The 20,813-nt window shown below is 62.1% G+C and carries 21 protein-coding genes; 15 read left to right on the top strand and 6 right to left on the bottom strand.

Annotation, left to right across the window (positions count from 1 at the left end; all coding sequences use genetic code 11):
- Positions 1 to 281: 281 nt before the first annotated feature.
- The 11 genes from urtA (at position 282) to ureC (ending at position 10,581) form a co-directional block, all read left to right on the top strand.
- On the top strand, positions 282 to 1,547 hold the full coding sequence (gene urtA, locus ACODTO_RS28140; RefSeq protein ID WP_024779220.1) for an urea ABC transporter substrate-binding protein: 1,266 nt from the start codon (positions 282 to 284) through the stop codon (positions 1,545 to 1,547).
- Between the two features lie 159 nt (positions 1,548 to 1,706).
- Positions 1,707 to 3,209, top strand: coding sequence for an urea ABC transporter permease subunit UrtB (urtB, locus tag ACODTO_RS28135; protein WP_139646683.1), 1,503 nt, complete (start codon positions 1,707 to 1,709; stop codon positions 3,207 to 3,209).
- Entirely contained in the window at positions 3,209 to 4,288 is a 1,080-nt protein-coding gene (gene urtC, locus ACODTO_RS28130) for an urea ABC transporter permease subunit UrtC (protein ID WP_139646685.1), read from the top strand. Before urtB ends, urtC begins: the two co-directional genes overlap by 1 nt.
- On the top strand, positions 4,285 to 5,154 hold the full coding sequence (urtD, locus tag ACODTO_RS28125) for an urea ABC transporter ATP-binding protein UrtD (RefSeq protein WP_139646686.1): 870 nt from the start codon (positions 4,285 to 4,287) through the stop codon (positions 5,152 to 5,154). Before urtC ends, urtD begins: the two co-directional genes overlap by 4 nt.
- Positions 5,155 to 5,319: 165 nt before the next feature.
- Positions 5,320 to 6,018, top strand: coding sequence for an urea ABC transporter ATP-binding subunit UrtE (gene urtE / locus ACODTO_RS28120; protein WP_047700267.1), 699 nt, complete (start codon positions 5,320 to 5,322; stop codon positions 6,016 to 6,018).
- Positions 6,019 to 6,048: 30 nt separating this feature from the next.
- The gene (locus tag ACODTO_RS28115; protein WP_489107389.1) at positions 6,049 to 6,891 is read left to right on the top strand and encodes an urease accessory protein UreD; all 843 of its coding nucleotides are present in this window, start codon (positions 6,049 to 6,051) and stop codon (positions 6,889 to 6,891) included.
- 177 nt (positions 6,892 to 7,068) lie between these two features.
- Entirely contained in the window at positions 7,069 to 7,371 is a 303-nt protein-coding gene (gene ureA, locus ACODTO_RS28110) for an urease subunit gamma (RefSeq protein ID WP_003197350.1), read from the top strand.
- 10 nt (positions 7,372 to 7,381) lie between these two features.
- Positions 7,382 to 7,915, top strand: a complete 534-nt coding sequence (locus tag ACODTO_RS28105) for a GNAT family N-acetyltransferase (RefSeq protein ID WP_489107388.1) — start codon at positions 7,382 to 7,384, stop codon at positions 7,913 to 7,915.
- Positions 7,916 to 7,921: 6 nt separating this feature from the next.
- Entirely contained in the window at positions 7,922 to 8,455 is a 534-nt protein-coding gene (locus tag ACODTO_RS28100) for a GNAT family N-acetyltransferase (protein WP_139646692.1), read from the top strand.
- A complete protein-coding gene (locus ACODTO_RS28095) occupies positions 8,452 to 8,757 on the top strand; it encodes an urease subunit beta (RefSeq protein WP_139646694.1) in 306 nt (101 codons plus the stop codon). Before ACODTO_RS28100 ends, ACODTO_RS28095 begins: the two co-directional genes overlap by 4 nt.
- Before the next feature lie 123 nt (positions 8,758 to 8,880).
- On the top strand, positions 8,881 to 10,581 hold the full coding sequence (ureC, locus tag ACODTO_RS28090; RefSeq protein WP_139646696.1) for an urease subunit alpha: 1,701 nt from the start codon (positions 8,881 to 8,883) through the stop codon (positions 10,579 to 10,581).
- Between the two features lie 174 nt (positions 10,582 to 10,755).
- On the opposite strand, the gene ACODTO_RS28085 is transcribed toward ureC, so the two are convergent.
- Positions 10,756 to 11,055 carry a chaperone modulator CbpM gene (locus ACODTO_RS28085; RefSeq protein WP_139646697.1) on the bottom strand — a complete coding sequence of 100 codons (300 nt, stop codon included), beginning with the start codon at positions 11,053 to 11,055 and terminating at the stop codon, positions 10,756 to 10,758.
- Positions 11,056 to 11,107: 52 nt separating this feature from the next.
- Positions 11,108 to 12,046: a DnaJ C-terminal domain-containing protein gene (locus tag ACODTO_RS28080; RefSeq protein WP_139646699.1), complete on the bottom strand. Its 939-nt coding sequence runs from the start codon at positions 12,044 to 12,046 to the stop codon at positions 11,108 to 11,110.
- A gap of 294 nt (positions 12,047 to 12,340) precedes the next feature.
- On the opposite strand from ACODTO_RS28080, the gene ACODTO_RS28075 reads away from it, so the two are divergent.
- The gene (locus tag ACODTO_RS28075; RefSeq protein ID WP_175385563.1) at positions 12,341 to 13,615 is read left to right on the top strand and encodes an Hsp70 family protein; all 1,275 of its coding nucleotides are present in this window, start codon (positions 12,341 to 12,343) and stop codon (positions 13,613 to 13,615) included.
- A gap of 133 nt (positions 13,616 to 13,748) precedes the next feature.
- On the opposite strand, the gene ACODTO_RS28070 is transcribed toward ACODTO_RS28075, so the two are convergent.
- The 3 genes from ACODTO_RS28070 to ACODTO_RS28060 all read right to left on the bottom strand — a co-directional run bounded on the left by ACODTO_RS28070 (position 13,749) and on the right by ACODTO_RS28060 (position 16,251).
- Complete coding sequence (locus tag ACODTO_RS28070) at positions 13,749 to 14,762, bottom strand: AI-2E family transporter (RefSeq protein ID WP_139646703.1); 1,014 nt, start codon at positions 14,760 to 14,762, stop codon at positions 13,749 to 13,751.
- Positions 14,763 to 14,912: 150 nt separating this feature from the next.
- Positions 14,913 to 15,206 carry a PsiF family protein gene (locus ACODTO_RS28065; protein WP_464710267.1) on the bottom strand — a complete coding sequence of 98 codons (294 nt, stop codon included), beginning with the start codon at positions 15,204 to 15,206 and terminating at the stop codon, positions 14,913 to 14,915.
- 154 nt (positions 15,207 to 15,360) lie between these two features.
- Positions 15,361 to 16,251 (bottom strand): esterase/lipase family protein, encoded by an 891-nt coding sequence (locus ACODTO_RS28060; RefSeq protein ID WP_139646707.1) that lies wholly within the window; start codon positions 16,249 to 16,251, stop codon positions 15,361 to 15,363.
- A gap of 190 nt (positions 16,252 to 16,441) precedes the next feature.
- On the opposite strand from ACODTO_RS28060, the gene ACODTO_RS28055 reads away from it, so the two are divergent.
- On the top strand, positions 16,442 to 16,972 hold the full coding sequence (locus ACODTO_RS28055; RefSeq protein WP_139646709.1) for a ferritin-like domain-containing protein: 531 nt from the start codon (positions 16,442 to 16,444) through the stop codon (positions 16,970 to 16,972).
- 107 nt (positions 16,973 to 17,079) lie between these two features.
- Here the strand turns inward: ACODTO_RS28055 and ACODTO_RS28050 are convergent, their stop codons facing one another.
- Entirely contained in the window at positions 17,080 to 19,155 is a 2,076-nt protein-coding gene (locus ACODTO_RS28050; RefSeq protein ID WP_489107387.1) for an AsmA family protein, read from the bottom strand.
- Between the two features lie 361 nt (positions 19,156 to 19,516).
- Between ACODTO_RS28050 and ACODTO_RS28045 the strand changes: the two genes are divergently transcribed.
- Together ACODTO_RS28045 and ACODTO_RS28040 are read left to right on the top strand one after the other, a co-directional pair.
- Positions 19,517 to 19,966, top strand: coding sequence for a hypothetical protein (locus tag ACODTO_RS28045; RefSeq protein WP_241801719.1), 450 nt, complete (start codon positions 19,517 to 19,519; stop codon positions 19,964 to 19,966).
- Positions 19,967 to 20,121: 155 nt separating this feature from the next.
- Positions 20,122 to 20,754: a TetR family transcriptional regulator gene (locus ACODTO_RS28040; protein WP_139646922.1), complete on the top strand. Its 633-nt coding sequence runs from the start codon at positions 20,122 to 20,124 to the stop codon at positions 20,752 to 20,754.
- Positions 20,755 to 20,813 lie beyond the last annotated feature (59 nt).

The following is a 20,813-nucleotide window of genomic DNA, read 5'->3' as shown; positions in this document are numbered from 1 at the left end:
GTTTATCATCCAACACTTGTATTGGCTGACCCACCGCTATCGCGAGCAGGCTCGCCCCCACATCAAGGCATTCGAGGCCTGCGATTTCTGCGCACCGATGTGGCGCATCTGATCGCACCAGCGCACAAGCGACGGTCGCTCGTGGTGCGTTGCCCTGCGCTCCCCAGCGCATCGCCCCCACATTTCCCGGCCTTGCCACGACCGGGCACACCCCTTGCAAAAGCCCTGTTCAGCGTCTGCATCTGCCCTCGAAAAAAACACCAATTCACGGAGATCGCACCATGAAACGTCGTAGCTTGATCAAGGCTTTTACCCTCTCGGCCAGCATTGCCGCGATGGGCATGGCCTGGACCGTCCAGGCCGCCGAGACCATCAAGGTCGGCATCCTGCATTCGCTGTCCGGGACCATGGCGATTTCCGAGACGTCCCTCAAGGACATGGCACTGATGACCATCGACGAAATCAATGCCAAGGGCGGTGTGAACGGCAAGCAGCTCGAAGCGGTGGTCGTGGACCCGGCCTCGAACTGGCCACTGTTTGCGGAAAAAGGCCGGCAGTTGCTGACCCAGGACAAGGTCGCCGTGGTGTTCGGCTGCTGGACGTCGGTGTCGCGCAAATCCGTGCTGCCGGTGTTCGAAGAACTCAATGGCCTGCTGTTCTACCCGGTGCAATACGAAGGCGAAGAGATGTCGCCTAACGTGTTCTACACCGGCGCCGCGCCGAACCAGCAGGCGATTCCGGCAGTGGAATACCTGATGAGCGAAGAAGGTGGCAGCGCCAAGCGCTATTTCCTGCTGGGCACCGACTACGTCTACCCGCGCACCACCAACAAGATCCTGCGCGCGTTCCTACACTCCAAGGGTGTGGCGGACAAGGACATCGAAGAGGTCTATACCCCGTTCGGCCACAGCGATTACCAGACCATCGTGGCGAGCATCAAGAAGTTCTCTGCCGGCGGCAAGACCGCGGTCATCTCCACGGTCAACGGCGACTCCAACGTGCCGTTCTACAAGGAACTGGCCAACCAGGGCCTGAAAGCCACCGACGTACCGGTGGTGGCGTTCTCGGTGGGCGAAGAAGAGCTGCGTGGCATCGACACCAAACCGCTGGTGGGCAACCTGGCGGCATGGAACTACTTCGAATCCGTGGATAACCCGGCGAACAAGAAATTCGTCGACGCCTGGAAAGCCTACGCCAAGGCCAAGAACCTGCCGGGCGCCGACAAGGCCGTGACCAACGACCCGATGGAAGCCACCTATGTCGGTATCCACATGTGGGCCCAAGCGGCAGAAAAGGCCAAGTCCACCGACGTCGACAAGGTCCGCGAAGCCTTGGCCGGCCAGACCTTCGCCGCGCCGTCGGGCTACACCCTGACCATGGACAAGACCAACCACCACCTGCACAAGCCGGTGATGATCGGCGAGATCCAGGCCGATGGTCAGTTCAACGTGGTCTGGCAAACCGAGGGGCCGGTCCGCGCCCAGCCGTGGAGCCCTTTCATCGCCGGCAACGACAAGAAGCCCGACTATGCGGTGAAGGGTAACTGAGCCCATGGGTGTCGGCCCCGGATCCCGGGACCGACACACGACTCCTGTGGGAGCGAGCCTGCTCGCGATAGCGCTGGATCAGTCAGCGCAAACGTGACGGGTACGCCGCTATCGCGAGCAGGCTCGCTCCCACAAAAAGCACTGCGCAAGGCCGAGCATATGCCCACCGCCCTTTACCGTCTGATTCTCGCCCTGGTGATGTTACTGCCACTGGGCGCCCACGCGGGCGACGCCGAAGACTTCGTCGCCGCCAACCCGACCCTGCAGGCCAAACTGCTGGAAACCTGGGCGGCGCAGCCCGAGCCCGGGCGTGTCGAACTGCTCAACGCTTTGCAGCAAGGCCAGTTGACCGTCGACGGCCAGCCCAAGACCTTGCGCCTGAACAATCGCTTGCGGGGGCTGATCGAAACCGCCCTCGCCAGTCACCAACTGCTTGCCAGTGATCCCCGCATGCGCCTGGGCGCAGCGCAACAGCTGCAAAAAAGCGCGCGCCCGGCGCAGCTGGCTTTTCTCGACCGGCAGCTGGCCGGCGAGCAAGACGAAGATGTCCACGCCGCCCTGAGCCTGGCCCTGGCAAACCTGCAATTGGTGGACGCCAATCCAAGCGTGCGCCTGGCGGCCGTCCGGTTGCTGGGGGAAACCGGCGACCCGCTGGCCCGCACCCGTCTCGAAGGCGTGCTCGAACCTGGCGCCGAAACCGATGCGGGCGTGCGCACCGCAGCCGAGACCAGTCTCGCCCAGGTCAAGCGCAAACTACTGGTGGGCGAGTTGCTGGGCCAGGCGTTCAGCGGCATGTCCCTGGGCTCGATCCTGTTGCTCGCGGCCCTCGGCCTGGCCATCACCTTCGGCCTGCTGGGGGTGATCAACATGGCCCACGGCGAGATGCTGATGCTCGGCGCCTATTCCACATACGTCGTGCAGATGCTGTTCCAGCGCTTCGCGCCGAACGCCATCGAGTTCTACCCGCTGATCGCCCTGCCGGTGGCATTTTTCATCACCGCCGCCATCGGCATGGCCCTGGAACGCACGGTGATCCGCCATCTCTACGGACGGCCACTGGAAACCCTGCTCGCCACCTGGGGCATCAGCCTGATGCTGATCCAACTGGTGCGCCTGGTATTCGGCGCGCAGAACGTTGAAGTGGCCAACCCGGCCTGGCTGTCGGGGGGGATCCAGGTGTTGCCGAACCTGGTGCTGCCGTACAACCGCATCGTCATCATCGCCTTCGCACTGTTCGTGGTGTTGCTGACCTGGTTGTTGCTGAACAAGACCCGCCTGGGCCTGAACGTGCGGGCCGTCACCCAGAACCGCAACATGGCGGCCTGCTGCGGCGTACCCACCGGGCGCGTGGACATGCTCGCCTTCGGCCTCGGTTCGGGCATTGCCGGGCTGGGCGGCGTGGCCCTGAGCCAGATCGGCAATGTCGGCCCGGACCTGGGCCAGAGCTACATCATCGATTCGTTCCTGGTGGTGGTGCTCGGCGGCGTCGGCCAGTTGGCCGGTAGCGTATCCGCCGCGTTCGGGCTGGGCATCGCCAACAAGATTCTCGAACCGCAGATCGGCGCCGTGCTCGGCAAGATCCTCATCCTCGCGCTGATCATTCTGTTCATCCAGAAGCGTCCGCAAGGCCTCTTCGCGCTCAAAGGACGGGTAATCGACTGATGAACCAGCCCCTGATGCTCACGGCCACGCAAAAGGCCGGGCCTAAAGTCACCCTCGCCGTCGGTGCGCTGATCCTGGCCGTACTGTTGAGCCTGCCACTGCTGTCGTTGCTGGCGGCGGACCATCCACTGCATGTCTCGGCCTACACCCTGACGCTGGTGGGCAAGATTCTCTGCTACGCCATCGTTGCCCTGGCGCTGGACCTGGTCTGGGGCTACGCCGGCTTGCTGTCCCTGGGCCATGGCCTGTTCTTCGCCCTGGGCGGCTACGCCATGGGCATGTACCTGATGCGCCAGGCGGCCGGTGATGGCTTGCCGGCGTTCATGACGTTCCTGTCGTGGACCGAATTGCCCTGGTACTGGACCGGCACTGACAGTTTTCTCTGGGCCTTGTGCCTGGTGGTCCTGGCGCCGGGGCTGCTGGCGTTGATGTTCGGTTTCTTCGCCTTTCGTTCGCGGATCAAGGGCGTGTATTTCTCAATCATGACCCAGGCCCTGACATTCGCCGGAATGCTGCTGTTCTTCCGCAACGAAACCGGCTTCGGCGGCAACAACGGCTTCACCAATTTCCGCTCGATCCTGGGTTTCGGCATCACCGAACCCGGCACCCGAGCCGTGCTGTTCCTGCTCACCGTGCTGTTGCTGGTGGCGAGCCTGTTCATCGGCTGGCGACTGGCCCGCAGCAAGTTCGGCCGGGTGCTGACCGCCCTGCGGGACGCGGAAAACCGCCTGATGTTCTGCGGTTACGATCCCCGGGGCTTCAAGCTGTTCGTCTGGGTCTTGAGCGCGGTCCTGTGCGGTCTGGCCGGGGCGCTGTATGTGCCACAGGTTGGCATCATCAACCCCAGCGAAATGTCACCGACCAACTCCATCGAGGCCGCCGTATGGGTGGCGCTCGGCGGGCGCGGCACACTGATCGGGCCGCTGCTGGGCGCCGGCGTGGTCAACGGCATGAAGAGCTGGTTCACCGTGGCCTTCCCGGAGTACTGGCTGTTTTTCCTGGGCGCGCTGTTCATCGTGGTGACCCTATACCTGCCCAAGGGCGTGGTGGGCCTGCTGAAGAAACGAGGCGAACAATGAGAATCACAGCGAGTGCCGAATTCATGCTCGAGCCAGCTTTTTTTCCAACCGAACCCAACAAGGACGCCGGCAGCAGCCGCGACGCCATCGGCCTCGGCCGGGCCGCCGGCGAAGGCCTGAATACCCGTCACGGCACGATCCTGACCCTGGAAGACATCAGCGTCAGCTTCGACGGTTTCAAGGCCCTGAACGATCTGAACCTGTACATCGGCGTGGGCGAACTGCGTTGCATCATCGGCCCCAACGGCGCGGGCAAGACCACGCTGATGGACGTGATCACCGGCAAGACCCGCCCTAGCCACGGCAACGCCTGGTTCGGCGAGACCCTCGACCTGACCGGCATGAGCGAAGTGCAGATCGCCCAGGCCGGTATCGGCCGCAAGTTCCAGAAGCCCACAGTGTTCGAAGCCCTGAGCGTGTTCGAGAACCTGGAACTGGCGTTGAAAACCGACAAGTCGGTATGGGCCAGCCTGCGGGCGAAGCTGACCGGCGAGCAGCACGACCGTATCAATGAAGTGCTGGAGACCATCCGCCTCACGCCATCGGTCAATCGCGCGGCCGGGCTGCTGTCCCACGGACAGAAGCAGTTCCTGGAGATCGGCATGCTGCTGGTGCAAGACCCGCAATTGCTATTGCTCGACGAACCCGTGGCGGGCATGACCGACGCCGAAACCGACTTCACCGCCGAGCTGTTCAAATCCCTGGCGGGCAAGCATTCGCTGATGGTGGTGGAACATGACATGGGCTTCGTCGGCACCATCGCCGACCACGTTACCGTGCTGCACCAGGGCAGTGTGCTGGCCGAAGGGTCGTTGGAGCAGGTCCAGGACAATGAGCGGGTGATCGAGGTGTATCTCGGTCGGTAGAGCTGTGAACACATTACCTCTATGGGATAGGGCCTGTGGGAGCAAAGCTTGCTCGCGACGAACGATAACGCGGTCTTCTGCTGGACCGAGGTGCTGCTATCGCGAGCAAGCTTTGCTCCCACAGAAAGCCATTGCTCCACAGAGGATTTGAGGGGAATTCAAACCATGCTGCAAGTCGACAAGCTCCACCAATACTACGGCGGTAGTCACATCCTGCGGGGCCTGTCGTTTGACGTGAAGGTCGGCGAAGTAACCTGCCTGCTAGGTCGCAATGGCGTGGGCAAGACCACCCTGCTCAAATGCCTGATGGGCCTGCTGCCGGCCAGGGAAGGGGCAGTGAATTGGGAAGGCAAAACCATCACCGCGTTCAAGCCACATCAGCGGGTTCACGCCGGCATCGCCTATGTGCCCCAGGGTCGGGAGATTTTCGGACGGCTGACGGTGGAAGAAAACCTGCTGATGGGCCTGTCGCGTTTTCCCGCATCCGAGGCGCGGGAAGTTCCGGCGTTCATCTACGAGTTGTTCCCGGTGCTGCTGCAAATGAAACAGCGCCGTGGCGGTGACCTGTCCGGCGGCCAGCAACAGCAGCTCGCCATTGGCCGGGCGTTGGCCAGTCGCCCACGCCTGTTGATTCTCGACGAGCCCACCGAAGGCATCCAGCCGTCGGTCATCAAGGAAATCGGCGCGGTCATCAAGCAACTGGCGGCCCGGGGCGACATGGCGATTTTGCTGGTGGAGCAGTTCTACGACTTCGCCGCCGAGCTGGCCGATCAATACCTGGTGATGTCCCGGGGCGAGATCGTGCAGCAGGGGCGCGGAGAAAACATGGAAGCCGAGGGTGTGCGCGGACTGGTTACGATCTAGTCTGTAGCGTCCGGACAATAATCAGAAATCATGAATCTACCTCTTTCTGTACCTGCCCTGTTCACGCCCTGCTGGCACGCCGAGCTGGAGCTGGCCTACGCCCGCTTTGGCGACAGCACGCGCCCGGTACAACGCCGCCATAAAGGCCCGCTGCGGGTGCAAAAACATTTGTATGCCGAAGGGTCCGAGGTGTGCCAACACATCATTGTCCACCCGCCTGGGGGCATTGCTGGCGGTGACCGATTGGCGATCTCGGCTCACGTCGGCCCCGGCGCCTGGGCACAGCTGACCAGCCCCGGCGCGGCCAAGTGGTACCGCGCCACGGCGCCTGCCTGTCAGCAACTGAGCCTGAGCGTGGCAGCCGGGGCGACACTGGAGTGGTTGCCCCAGGAGACCATTGTTTTCAGCGCCGCCCAGGCCGAACTCGGCACGTCCATCGACTTGCAGGGCGACGGGCGCCTGTTTTATTGGGACATGGTTGCCCTCGGCCGCCCCGCCAGCGGCGAGCGCTTCGACCTGGGACACTTTCAATCGCGGCTGGACATTCGCCGCGACGGACAGTTGTTGTGGCATGAGCGCCAGCGCATCGTCGGTGGCGACGGTTTACTGGACTCACCCATCGGGCTGGGCGGCGACCCGGTGTTTGCGACGCTGCTGGTGACCGGAGAGATCGATAGCGAACTGCTGGAGCAATGCCGCTCCCTGGGCCACGCCGTGCGTGGCGACCTGACGCAGTTGCCGGGGCTGGTCGTGGCGCGGTGCCTGGCGAGCGAGGCCTTGCTCGCGCGGGGGTGGCTGGTTGAGTTGTGGCGACTGCTGCGCCCGGCGGTGTTGGGGCGAGAAGCCGTGCCACCGAGAATCTGGAGTACCTGAATTGCTTTTCTGTGGGAGTACTGAGTTCTGTGGGAGCAAAGCTTGCTCGCGATGTAGGCGCCTCGACACAGAAAAAGACCGCGTTATCGTTTATCGCCAGCAAGCTTTGCTCCCACGGGTTCCCATCCAAGGGTTGAGCTTAGCGCGAATTATTTATCTGCCTCTTATGGATTGCACATGGACCTGACCCCACGCGAAAAAGACAAGCTGTTGATCTTCACCGCCGGCCTCGTCGCCGAGCGGCGACTGGCCCGCGGCTTGAAACTCAATTACCCGGAGGCCATGGCCTACATTTCCGCGGCCCTGCTCGAAGGCGCCCGCGACGGTCAGACCGTGGCCGAGTTGATGCATTACGGCACCACCCTGCTGAGTCGCGAACAGGTGATGGAAGGCATCCCGGAAATGATCCCGGAGATCCAGGTCGAGGCAACCTTTCCCGACGGCACCAAGCTGGTCACCGTCCATCAGCCGATCGCCTGAGGACCGTGCCATGACGTATCGGATTCGTGACGCGCTCCCGGCGGACTTGCCCGCCATCCGCGACATCTACAACGACGCGGTGCTCAACACCACGGCGATCTGGAACGAACAGGCCGTGGACCTGGGCAACCGCCAGGCATGGTTCGATGCGCGGCAGTCCCAGGGCTACGCGGTGCTGGTGATCGTCGACGGCGAAGAACATGTACTCGGCTATGCTGCCTTCGGCGACTGGCGCCCCTTCGACGGCTTCCGGCACACCGTGGAGCATTCGGTGTACGTGCGCAGCGACCAGCGTGGCAATGGCCTCGGCCCACGGTTGATGACGGTGTTGATCGAGCGCGCAAAGGCGTGTGGCAAACACGTCATGGTCGCCGCCATTGAAAGCGGCAACGCGGCTTCGATTCGTTTGCACGAGCGGGCCGGTTTCGTCATCACCGGGCAGATGCCCCAGGTGGGGACCAAGTTCGGTCGCTGGCTGGACCTGACTTTCATGCAGTTGATCCTCAATCCCGGGGCACCTGCGCCTGTTTCCAACAAGGAGTGACATCAGATGAACGCCGCCCAGTTGCGTCGAGTCCACGCCGAAAGCTTTGCGCATTACCGCCAAGGCCTGATTGATCTGTTGCTCGACGCCGTGGGGTACGGCGCCAGTGTCGGCTTCATGGCCGATCTCGATGCGGTCCAGGCCCGCGCCTACTTCGACGAAGTCCAGACCAGCCTCAATCAGGGCAGTCTGTTGTTGTGGGTCGTGGTCAAGGACGAACAGGTGCAGGCCAGCGTCCAGCTTGCCCTATGTCAGAAGCCCAACGGCCTGAACCGCGCCGAAGTGCAGAAACTGCTGGTCCGAGGCGAGGCCCGCCGGCGGGGCCTGGGCCAGCAGCTGATGAGTGCCCTGGAGCTCGGCGCCCGCCAGCACAAGCGTGGCCTGTTGTACCTCGACACCGAGGCCGGCTCCGAGGCCGAGGCGTTCTACCGCGCCATGGGCTACACCCGTGTCGGTGAACTGCCCGACTACTGCCAGAGCCCGGACGGGACGTACACCCCGACCGCCATCTACTACAAGCTTTTGGGACAACCGCAATGATTCCAGGCCAATACCAGGTCCAGCCCGGCGACATCGAACTCAACGTCGGCCGCCGTACCGTGACGCTGACCGTCGCCAACAGCGGCGACCGGCCGATCCAGGTCGGCTCGCACTATCACTTCTTCGAAACCAACGACGCCCTGACCTTCGACCGCGCCGCCAGCCGCGGCATGCGCCTGAACATCCCGGCCGGCACCGCCGTGCGCTTCGAGCCGGGCCAGAGCCGCGAGGTGGAACTGGTGGACCTGGCCGGGCATCGCCGGGTGTTCGGGTTTGCCGGGCGGGTCATGGGCGACCTCTAGGTCGCAGTTCGTTCCCACGCTCTGCGTGGGAATGCATCTCGGGACGCTCCGCGTCCCACAAGCGGACGCAGAGCGTCCATGGCGGCATTCCCACGCAGAGCATGGGAACGATCAGGAAAGCACATGAAGATCTCGAGACAAGCCTACGCCGACATGTTCGGCCCCACCGTCGGTGACAAGGTCCGCCTGGCCGATACCGAGCTGTGGATCGAAGTGGAAAAGGACTTCACCACCTACGGTGAAGAAGTGAAATTTGGCGGCGGCAAGGTGATTCGCGACGGCATGGGCCAGGGCCAGCTGCTGGCCGCGGAGGTGGTGGACACGTTGATCACCAACGCGCTGATCATCGACCACTGGGGCATCGTCAAGGCCGACGTCGGCCTCAAGGACGGACGCATCGCGGCCATCGGCAAGGCTGGCAACCCGGACATCCAACCCGATGTGACCATCGCCATCGGCGCCAGCACCGAAGTGATTGCCGGCGAAGGCATGATTCTCACGGCTGGCGGCGTCGACACCCACATCCACTTCATCTGCCCACAGCAGATCGAAGAGGCCTTGATGAGCGGCGTCACCACCATGATCGGCGGCGGCACAGGCCCAGCCACCGGTACCAACGCCACCACCTGCACCTCCGGCCCATGGCACCTGGCGCGCATGCTCCAGGCCGCCGACGCCTTCCCGATGAACATCGGCCTCACCGGCAAGGGTAATGCCAGCCTACCGGAGCCCTTGATCGAACAGGTCAAGGCCGGCGCCATCGGCCTGAAGCTGCACGAAGACTGGGGCACCACCCCGGCAGCCATCGACAACTGCCTGAACGTGGCCGACCAGTACGACGTGCAGGTGGCGATCCATACCGACACCCTCAACGAGTCCGGCTTCGTGGAAACCACCCTGGGCGCCTTCAAGGGGCGTACCATCCACACCTACCACACCGAAGGCGCCGGCGGCGGTCATGCGCCGGACATCATCAAGGCCTGTGGTTTCCCTAACGTGTTGCCCAGCTCTACCAACCCGACCCGGCCGTTCACCCGCAACACCATCGACGAACACCTGGATATGCTGATGGTCTGTCACCACCTGGACCCAAGCATCGCCGAAGACGTGGCGTTCGCAGAAAGCCGAATCCGCCGCGAAACCATCGCCGCCGAAGACATCCTCCATGACCTCGGCGCGTTCTCGATGATCAGCTCCGACAGCCAGGCCATGGGCCGCGTCGGCGAGGTCATCCTGCGCACCTGGCAGACTGCGGACAAAATGAAGAAACAACGCGGCGCCCTGCCCGGCGACGGCGAAGGCAACGACAACTTCCGCATCAAGCGCTACATCGCCAAATACACCATCAACCCGGCGATCACCCATGGCATCAGCCATGAAGTGGGCTCCATCGAAGTGGGCAAGTGGGCCGACCTGGTGCTGTGGCGCCCGGCGTTCTTCGGCGTCAAGCCGACGCTGATCCTCAAGGGCGGAGCGATTGCCGCGAGCCTGATGGGCGACGCCAACGCCTCGATCCCGACACCGCAACCGGTGCACTACCGACCGATGTTCGCAAGCTTCGGCGGCTCGCGACATGCCACCAGCCTGACCTTCATCAGCCAGGCGGCCGCCGATGCGGGCCTGCCGGAACAGTTAGGCCTGAAGAAAAGAATCGCGGTGGCCAAGGGTTGCCGGGGTGTGCAGAAAACCGACCTGATCCACAACGACTACCTGCCGGACATCGACGTCGATCCACAGACCTATCAGGTCAAGGCCGACGGTGTGTTGCTGTGGTGCGAACCGGCCGAGTCGCTGCCGATGGCGCAGCGGTATTTTCTGTTTTGACTGAGTGGCGAAGAAACTCCGTGGGAGCATAGCTTGCTCGCGATACAAGCAACTCAACATCAGGGAAACCGCGTTGTATTCATCGCGGGCAAGCCTTGCTCCCACACCAAGCCTTGCTCCAACACCAGGCCTTGCTCCCACACAAAGCCTGCTCCCTTCGCCCAATGAACTGCATCACTCCACCAACCGCCCCAACCGCTGCTTGAGCATGCGGTTCTCGGTGCGCAGTTGTTGCACTTCTTCCAACAGATCCAGCGCCAGGGCGACGCCTTCCCATTCCAGTTCAAGCTCGCGGCGCAGCTTGGCGGCACGACGGGCCAGGACCAGCTCGTAGTCGGTGAACCGCCAGTCCGTCGGGGCCGCGCCGTGGGGTTCGAGGATGCCATGGGCGACGATTTCTATCACATGGACATCCTGCAACGCGGCGGCCTCGCAGAACTCCGTCAGGCTCAGTTCAATGATCGGGTTGCTCATGGTGTGCTTCTCCCAATACCTTGATAGGGCAGGGCTGGCAAAGGCCCCGCCGTCAGAAATTCTCCCGTGGATCGAACGCGGCTTTCTTCGCCAGCTCTGCCCACAAAGCCTTGACCGCTTCGTCGTTGGACTTGGGCATCACGGCCTTGAGCTGGATGAACAGGTAGCCGCGCTCACCGGCCTTGTTGCGCAGGCCATGACCCTTGGCGCGCATGCGCTGGCCGTTCTGGCTGCCGGCCGGGACCTTGAGGTTGATCTTGCCGGTGAGGGTCGGGACGGCCACCTCGGTGCCCAGCGCCAACTCCCAGGGCGCCAGCGGCAGGGTGATAATCAGGTCCTGGCCTTCGACATCGAATTTGGGGTGCGGGGCAAAGCGAATGGTCAGGTACAAGTCGCCATTGGCCCCGCCACCAATACCCGGCGCGCCTTGGCCCTTGAGGCGGATCCGCTCGCCGTCGGTCACGCCTGACGGAATCTTCACGTTCAGGCTTTTGCTGGTGTTGCTGACGTGCTGGCCCGCCGCGTTGTACTGCGGCACCTGGAAGCTGACCTTTTTCGACTCATTCGACAGGGCTTCTTCCAGGAAAATCGGTAATTCCATCTCCACGTCCTGCCCCCGACGGCCGGCGCTGCGACCTGACTGTGCGCCCCCGAATCCTGGCCCGCGATTGCCGAAGATCGAACTGAAGAAGTCTGAAAAATCCCCGGTATCCTGGCCCCCGAAACCACCGCGGCTCTGCCAGCCCGGCGGCCCCTGGAACGGCTGGCCGTGCTGGCCATATCGACGCAGATCGTCGTACTCGGCGCGTTTGTCGGCGCTTTTCAGCGCTTCATAGGCTTCGGAGACATCCTTGAATTTGGTCTCGGCGTCTTTTTCCTTGCTGACATCCGGGTGGTATTTGCGCGCGAGTTTGCGATAGGCAGCCTTGATCGTGCTGTCGTCAGCCGTCGGTTCCACACCCAGGATCTTGTAATAGTCTTTGAAGTCCATCTAAGCATCACCACCCGTTATCGATGTCGCACCACCGTCCACAGCATGCCCCGATCAGCGGGCACCGGGTTGATCCATCTCAAGATTGGGACCTGGCGGCGCTTCAGAAGTTTATCGGCAACCGGTGGCGGTTCTTGTGTCCGCCCTGTGGCTGCCAGTCTCATGCCGACAAGTTTGGGGGTCCAACGCTGTCTTTCAAGGCTGAGAGTGCGAATTAGCGGATAACCGGCCTTCGAATCCGCGCCGCACTGGCATACACTGCGCGGCCGTTTTTTCGACCGGAACCTGAAAGACATGAAAAACGCATCCCCAGCCCGTGCCTGCGGCATCGACTTCGGCACGTCCAACTCCACCGTCGGCTGGCTGCGCCCCGGCATGGAAACGCTGATCGCGCTGGAGGACGACAAGATCACCCTGCCCTCGGTGGTATTTTTCAATCTGGAGGAGCGCCGCCCGGTCTACGGCCGACTGGCCCTGCACGAATACCTGGAAGGCTACGAAGGCCGGCTGATGCGCTCGCTCAAGAGCCTGCTCGGTTCCAAGCTGATCAAGCACGACACCAGCGTGCTGGGCACGGCGATGCCATTCAAGGACTTGCTCGGCCTGTTCATCGGCCAGTTGAAAAAACGCGCCGAGGCGACCGCTGGTCGGGAGTTCGAGGAAGTGGTGCTGGGCCGCCCGGTGTTTTTCGTCGATGACGATGAACTGGCGGACCAGGAGGCCGAAAACACTTTGGTGGAGGTGGCTCGCGCCATCGGCTTCAAGGAGGTCTCGTTCCAGTACGAACCCATCGCTGCGGCATTCGATTATGAATCGACCATCGAAAAAGAAGAGCTGGTGCTGATCGTCGACATCGGCGGCGGTACTTCGGACTTCTCCCTGGTACGCCTGTCTCCCGAACGCCGCAACCACGACAACCGCCACGCCGACATCCTAGCCACCGGCGGCGTGCACATCGGTGGGACCGACTTCGACAAGCAACTGAGCCTACAGGGCCTGATGCCCCTGTTCGGCTATGGCAGCCGGATGAAAAGCGGCGCCTACATGCCCACCAGCCACCACATGAACCTGGCGACCTGGCACACCATCAACGCGGTGTACGCGCAGAAATCCACCCTGGCCCTGAACAGCATGCGCTACGACATCGAAGACACTGGCGGCATCGACCGACTGTTCAAGTTGATCGAACAGCGCGCCGGGCATTGGCTGGCGATGGAAGTGGAAGAAACCAAGATCCAGCTGACCCACGCCGACCAGCGCCACGTGGCCCTGGACCGGATCGAACCGGGCTTGAGCGTGGACCTGAGCCGCGCATTGTTCGAATCGGCTATCGACGGTCTGCTGGAGCGGGTTCGCGCCAGCGTCACGCAACTGCTCGGCGACGCCAACGTTGGCGTCGATCAGGTCGACACGGTGTTCTTCACCGGCGGCTCCAGTGGCATCCCGGCCCTGCGCAACAGCGTCTCGGCCATGCTGCCCAAGGCGCGGCATGTGGAAGGGAACATCTTCGGGAGCATTGGCAGCGGGTTGGCGATCGAGGCGATGAAGCGCTACGGGACCCAGGCCTGACCTGATATTGCGGGGCGGCCTTCGCGAGCAGGCTCGCTCCCACATTGCACCGGGTGCTTGCTGAAGAGACTCGGTCACCTGTGGGAGCGAGCCTGCTCGCGAAGGGACCGGATCAGACAATGCATTCCCGGAATCAGACCATCCCCAACTGCTTCAACTCGCTCTTGAGATACGCATAGTAAATCGGCCCCGCCACCACCCCCGGCAGGCCGAACGCCGCTTCGAACACCAGCATCGCCATGAGCAGTTCCCAGGACTTGGCGCTGATCTGTCCACCCACGATGCGGGCGTTGAGGAAGTATTCGAGCTTGTGGATCACGATCAGGTAACCCAGTGCCGCCACGGCAACCCAGATCGATAGCGACAGGCCGACAATGGTGATCAGAGTATTGGACATCAGGTTGCCGATGACCGGCAGCAACCCCAGCAGGAAGGTCATCACGATCAGGGTCTTGGTCAGCGGCAGCTTGATGCCGAACAGCGGCAGCACCACCGCCAGGAAAATCCCGGTGAAGAAGGTGTTGAGCAGGGAAATCTTGATCTGGGCGAAGACAATGTTGCGGAACGCCTTGACCAACAGGCTCAGGCGATCGAACAGTGCGGCGGCCAGGGGCTTGCGCTTGGTCAGGTCGGGGACGCGCTGCAAGGCAATGATCGCCCCCAGCACCATGCCGATCAGCAATGTCACGAACATGTGCGCCGCGTCCTTGCCCACCAGTTGCAAGTCGCTCAGGTGCTTGCTCATCCAGTCGCCAATCGCTACCCGGAACTCGGCGGCGCTGGCCGGCAGGTAGGCGTCGATGAAGGGGGGCAACTGTCCGCGGGCGCGGTCGACCACGGCCATGAACTTGTCCAGGGATGCACCGGGGTTTTCCGCTTCATGCAGCAGGAAGCTGATTGCACCGGCGAAGATCAACGACAGCACACTGACCACCAGGGTGCCCAGCAACGCTACCGCGAGCCAGCGGGCACGTCGGCCTTCGATCAATCGCTGCAACTGTGGGGTGAGCATGTTGACCAGCTCGAACACCAGCAGCCCGGCCATCAGGCTTGGCAACAGGCGTAGCGGCAACACCAGCAGCAACCCACCAAAAATGATCACCCAACTGATCACCAACAACACATGACGCTGAGAAAACGTTGGCATACAGCCTCAGAACCAAAAACGGCGTGAAAGGATCGGCAGTCTGCCAGCCTTCCGCCGACAGCACTAGGGATTGTATCGGCCGACTTTGGTCGGGGTTCAGGGGATTTTGCAGTAGCCATGCTCCCACAGAAACTCGCGACAGACACTGCGTTACTTGTTCTTCAGGCAATTGCTCATGAACGCTTTACGCTCGTCGCCCTTGAGCGCCTTGGTGGTCGCGTCGGCGTTGCAGGTTTTCATGCGCTCCTGCGGCGTTGCCCGTACTTCAGGCGGCTTGGTCTTCAGGCAGGTGCTCATGAAGGCCTTGCGCTCATCGCCCTTGAGCGCCTTGGCGGTGGCATCGGCGTTGCAGGTGGTCATCTTGGTCTGTTGGGCCGTCGCAGCGAAGCCTTGGGAACACAGCAGCAAACCGATCATCAACAAAGGGACACGCAACATCTTCATGACGTTTTCTCCTGAATGCCGCACGACCGTGACGGCGATGAATCCAGTGTAGACAACGCAGCCCTATGCTCTGTACGAAAAGTCTTGAGACGAAGGTCAGGCGAGGCTGTTTTCAACGCAGCATGAACGAGCACCAAGGTTCTTCGTACAGGGCCTAGACACCGGCCGCTTTCAAGCGCTCTGCATGCTCGACAAACAACCGGATCGGCTCGGCCCCCTTGCCCACCAGCCCCAAGGACTGATTGACGATATCGAAATGGTCGAGTGGGTAGTCATCACCGATGACCGTACCCAGGTGCGAGCTGAAGCGTCCGACCATGCCATCGCACTGCCCCGCCTCACGTACGAAAGTCCGGGCGAACAGGCGGCAACTGCGGTTCGTGCCATCGAAGAGGTTGCGCCCCTTGTCCGTCTTGCCGGGTTGCAGGATCCCGGACCAGGAGTAATAACGCACGCCGTCGACCTCTTCAGCCCCCTGCCCGCCCCAGGTTTCAGGCAACCCCTGTGGATAACGCTCATTGAAGCGCGCCACCCCGGCAGTGGTGAGGGATTCATGGGAAGCATGGAGGTCCACCGGCAGTTTCGGCCCGCGATAGCCGGTTTCGAGCAGGCTCATCAGCGCGTTGATCAACCGCAGCACCGCGCTGAGCATGCGCCCCTTGGCACTGTTCGGCGGATAGTGGGCCAGCAGGTAGTCGGCCAGTTCGGAACCGTGGTTGGGACCGGCCACCGACGTGACGGAGGCCACCAGGTCCGGGCGCCGGGCCGCCGCATAACGGGCACTGAGGGCGCCCTGGCTGTGGCCGATCAGGTTGACCTTGGCCGCGCCGGTTTGCCGCAGGACCTCCTCGATCCGCGCCAGCAATTGTTCGCCGCGCACCTCGGACGAATGCAGCGGCGAGACCTTCACCGCCACCACCACCGCGCCACCCCGGCGCAACGCCGAAACGATCCCATACCAGTACGGATACAACACCAGGCGGATGAACCCGAGCATGCCAGGGACCAGCACCAGCGGGTAGCGAGTGGCGCAGCGTTGCGACATATATGGACGTCCTTGTGATCGATGATGGGGTTGAAGAGCAGTCTAGGCGCCCTTCATGACGCCTGGTCATCATTGTAAGAGCTGGCACATCCCATAAAACTTTTGCCTCGCTCATCACTCCCAACCTTGTAAGCGATCGCGCCTCGAGAGCGCGACGCCCCCCAACCGGATCAGCCTCCAGGAGAACGAGATGAGCGACATGCACTTATCCGATGTGACGACCCTGCGCGAACGTGCGCGGCAGAACGTGCAGAACGGCGCGGTGACCGAGGGCTACAACGCCGATCGACAGGAAGTCGTGCGCCTGCTCAACGAAGCACTGGCCACTGAGCTGGTGTGCGTACTGCGTTACAAGCGCCATTACTTCATGGCCACCGGCCTCAAGGCCAGCGTGGCGGCCAGCGAATTCCTCGAACACGCCAACCAGGAAGCCGAACATGCCGACAAACTGGCCGAGCGCATCGTGCAACTGGGCGGCGAGCCGGAGTTCAACCCCGATCTGTTGACCCGCAACTCCCACGCACAGTACGTGGCAGGCAACACCCTCAAGGAAATGGTCTACGAGGACCTGGTGGCCGAGCGGATCGCCATCGACAGCTACCGGGAAATCATCCAGTACATGGGGGATAAGGACCCGACCACCCGGCGTATCTTCGAGGACATCCTGGCCCAGGAAGAAGAACACGCCGATGACATGGCCGATATCCTGGCCGATTTGTAAGACCCCATCGCGAGCAGGCTCGCTCCCACATTCGATAGGTGTACACCCTCAATGTGGGAGCGAGCCTGCTCGCGATGAGACCAGCCGCCTCACCGCAAATCCCCGAATTACCGTGTCGGCTTGACCGTCACCGGCGACTTGCCCGCCTTCATCTGCTCCAGCAGCGGCGCACACTGGTTCGGCTCGCCACCACTGGGGGCCACCAGGGCCAGCAAGCCGGCCGCCGGCGCGGCGATCACACCCAGCGCCACCATCCCGGCACCGCGCAACATCAGCGGCACGGCCTTGACCCCGGCGGAGGGCTTGGCGAACTTGCCCCGCACATACAAGGGCGAGCGCAGGGAAATCAGCCTCCAGCCCTTGGATTCCGGAGAAATGGTCAGGTCCAGTTGCTCCGTGGCCATGTTCGCCGTGCCGTCGATGTAGATAATCGCGTTTTCCGTGTCGAATACGAACAGGCGGGTGGTTGCCAGGCCGGTCTTGATGTCGAAGTCCGCCGCTGCACAGTTGATTTTCACCTCCTTGTCGCCAAAGATTTTCCCCATCACGTAGTTACCCACGTTCAACCCTGCCAGCTCCATCAGCTCGCGGCTGATGGCACCGTCGTTGATGAGCATTTTCAGCGTACCGTTGGAAGTACCCAGCAACGCCGCGACCGAATTGCCGCGCCCGCTGATATCGGCATCGCCGTTGAGCTCGCCGAAACTGGTTTTCATCGGTTCGAAGCCGGGGAATAGCTGCTTGAGCTTGAATCCTCGCGCCGTCAACTTCGCTTGGCCCTCCAGGGGATGGGCCTGCCCGTTGAGGCGGATCTGCGCATCGAGTCGGCCACCGGCGACGCCGAAACGCAGGGGCTCAAGGCTCAATTGTCCGTCGTTGAGCACCAGGTGCGTGTAGAGGTCGGTGAACGGCAACTGCGCACTGTGGACGATGCGCTTGCCGGTGAACTCCACATCGGCGTCCATCGCGCTCCAGCGCTCGGTGCGGAACTCCTCCACGGGCAGCACCTTTTCCGATGGCTGCTTGCTGGCGCTGCCGCGGGCCTTCTGTTCGGTGTTGGAATCGGCGCCGATCAGCGGCGCCAGATCGCTGAACAACAGCTGATTGGATACCAGCGTGCCATTGAGTTTTGGCCGTGGCTGGCTGGCGACGTAGGCCAAGTCACCGTGGATGTCGCTGTCGCCGATCTTTCCGTTGAATGCCTCATAGCGAAACAGCGCCCCGTCCGGCTCATGGAGCTTGGCGATCAGATGACCGTCAGTTTCATAGGGCGGCGAATCCGGCAAGGTCACGCCGGTCAGTGGGTACAGATGAGCAAGGCTGGTGCCGGCCAGTTTCAGCCGCAGGTCCAGGGCGCCGAGATTCATCGGGTCGGTGAGGGTGCCGGCCAGTTCGACACGGGTATTGGCGGTCTTGATCTGGGCCTGCAAGGGAAAGGGTTGCGATGCATTCTGCAAAGCCAGCAGACCGCCGACCTTGCCGGAACCACTGAGGTCCTGTCCGTGATACTGCCCGTCGACCTTGAAGGCGAACCCATAGTCCTGAGGCGTCGCGCCCTGGTCCTGAACCTTTTTCGCGGCCTTTTCGCCAACGATATCCTTGAATGGAATGGATTTCCCCAGCGGGTCGATCAGCAGGTCGAGTCGGGTCTTCAAGGTCTGGTCGTCAAGCGTGACGTGCCCCTTGTCGAAGCCGATGGCGCCGATGTCCACCACCCAGCTCGACGGTTTGGCGTCCGGGTCCTTCGGATCGAACTGGAAGGTCCAGTTGGCACGTCCATCAGCCAGGCGTTGCAGGTTGGCGTCGGGTTCGGTCAGGTCGATCCGGGGAATCGTCACTCGCCGAGCCAGCAGGGCCAGGGGGGATATCCGCAACTCGACACGCTTGAGCGTGGCCATCTGCGGTTTCTTCAACCAATCGGGGTTGCCCAGGCTCAAATCCTCGGCCACCACATGGGGCCACGGTACCCAGGCCCGCCAGCCGCCCTCTTCGGGCTCACGTTGCCAGACCACGGCCAGGTTGCCGTTGATGGCAAACGGGCGATGCAGTTCCTCGGAGACCTTGGCGTTGAGCGTCGGCTTGATCCGGTTCCAATCGAAGAACACGATGACCAGCACCAACACGGCCAGCAGGACAGCAAGGCTGGCCAAGCTCCAGGCAAGGATTTTTGAAGTGCGTGTCATGCACAAGGCTCCTGATGACAAATCGGCGTCCGTACCGCAACACCTGAAAACCGAACCTGTAGTCGGTTCGTTATATGAGTGAGACTGGTGAAACGAGCAACAGGTTTACCCTACAGGGCGAAAAACCTGACCGATCCGCCAGCAAGTTGTTACCGCCCCCGCACATTTGCGTGGCGCCGATGGGTACGAAATACCCACCATGGTGCAAAACCGCCCCTCGGAAACGCCCGTTCTAGAGCCTTCCCACAGAACAATCAATTCCGTTGATTATTACCATTGCGTTTATGAACTTTTATATCGACTTATCGAGAGTAGCATTGCCCTCGTACCCACTTTTTAGCCCTCCCGAGGAGCAACGATCATGAAACGCCAATTACTGATGAGTCTTTCCCTTTCACTGTTGGCCTCCACCGCTTTCGCCCTGCCAGCTTCCGAACAGGCTACACCACAGGTCAAGGACAGCCACTCCGTGTATAGCCAGACTGTTGCCGAAGACGGTTATAACCAAACCCGCCAAGGCCAACTCGCTGAAGACGGCTACAACAACACCCCTCAGGGCCAGCTCGCCGAAGACGGCTACAACAACACCCCTCAGGGCCAGCTCGCCGAAGATGGCTACAACAACACCCCTCAGGGCCAACTCGCCGAAGATGGCTACAACAACACCCCTCAGGGCCAACTCGCTGAAGATGGCTACAACAACACCCCTCAGGGCCAACTCGCTGAAGGCGGTCGCCAGCGTCTGGAAGAAAAAGGCCTGGTTGAAGACGGCAGTGAGCGAGCCCTCGAACGCAACAGCAAAGTGAGCTGAGCCCATGGTGGCCCGGAAAAAAGCCCGATTCCTGCAATCGGGCTTTTGCTTTTCATGCACCCCGCTTCCCCGCGTAATCCCCCTCTACCGTTCGACGTCGGCAAAGCCGATTTGCTAAAGTGCGTCGCTCCCATGGCTCAGAAACCAGTCCTGCGATGCTGCCCCGCGCCGAACAGAAACAACAAACCCGAATTGCCCTGATGGATGCGGCCCGTCATTTGATGGAGTCCGGCCGGGGGTTCGGCAGCCTGAGCCTGCGCGAAGTGGCCAAGACAGCGGGCATTGTACCCACCGGTTTCTATCGACATTTCGACGATATGGACCAACTGGGCCTGGCGCTGGTCAGCGAAGTGGGCCAGACCTTCCGCGAAACCATCCGGCTGGTGCGTCACAATGAATTCGTCATGGGCGGCATCATCGACGCGTCGGTGCGAATTTTCCTCGACGTGGTGCAAGCCAACCGATCGCAGTTTCTGTTTCTAGCCCGCGAACAGTACGGCGGCTCCCTTCCAGTACGCCAGGCCGTCGCACAACTGCGCGAAGCCATCAGCTCTGACCTGGCCGCCGACCTCGCGTTGATGCCGAAACTGCAGCATCTGGATCTGGCCGGGCTGAGCGTAATGGCCGATCTCATCGTCAAGAGCGTGTTCGCCACCCTGCCCGACATCATCGACCCTCCCGCCGAAGCGCCCCCCGACCACCTCACGCCTCAGGCGAAGATCACCCAGCAACTGCGGTTTATCTTTATCGGCCTCAAGCATTGGCAAGGGTTGGGCAGCACAGAGTAATCCCCCTGTGGGAGCGAGCCTGCTCGCGATGGCGGTGGATCAGTCAACCTCTATGTGTC

Source organism: Pseudomonas sp. FG13 (assembly GCF_057809755.1).
This window is presented reverse-complemented; position numbering and strand designations above follow the sequence as displayed.